The organism is Rhodobium orientis (assembly GCF_003258835.1).
Classification (GTDB): Bacteria; Pseudomonadota; Alphaproteobacteria; order Rhizobiales; family Rhodobiaceae; genus Rhodobium; species Rhodobium orientis.
Genome location: NZ_NPEV01000126.1, coordinates 1 through 419, shown reverse-complemented (window position 1 = coordinate 419; position 419 = coordinate 1). Strand labels below are relative to the sequence as shown.

Annotated in this window: 1 pseudogene; it reads right to left on the bottom strand. The window is 59.7% G+C overall.

The features are described from left to right. Window positions 1–97 precede the first annotated feature (97 nt). Window positions 98–419: pseudogene (locus CH339_RS23655) on the bottom strand (hypothetical protein); the annotation flags it as partial.

The window sequence follows — 419 nt, the reverse complement described above, 5'->3', positions numbered from 1 at the left end:
CGCGACACCGACACCCAGTTCGTTTCTTCCTCTTCCGCTGCATCGATGGTCGGAAGCACGATCCAATAGGCTCCGGATGACAGCGATTTGACGAACTTCAACCGTTCGAAAGCGCTGTCGAGAAAGCGCTTGACTTCCTGCCAGAGCATTTCTTGCACGTGTTCTTCGCCGCGATGGCCACCTCCTCTTCGAAGAACGGCATGAGGACGGTGGCGACGGACGTCTGGATGATACGATCGACCACGGAGGATATCGTCAGCCGCCGAAACCCTCCGGAGCGTTTTGGAATGTCGACGTGACGCATCGGCCTTGGGTGATAAAGCCCCTCGCGCAGATCATTGGCGAGTGTGCCGATCCGTGCCTCCGCGCGAGCCGAAAAATCGTAGACGGTCATCCGGTCGCCGCCGGGGCGCCGGCAT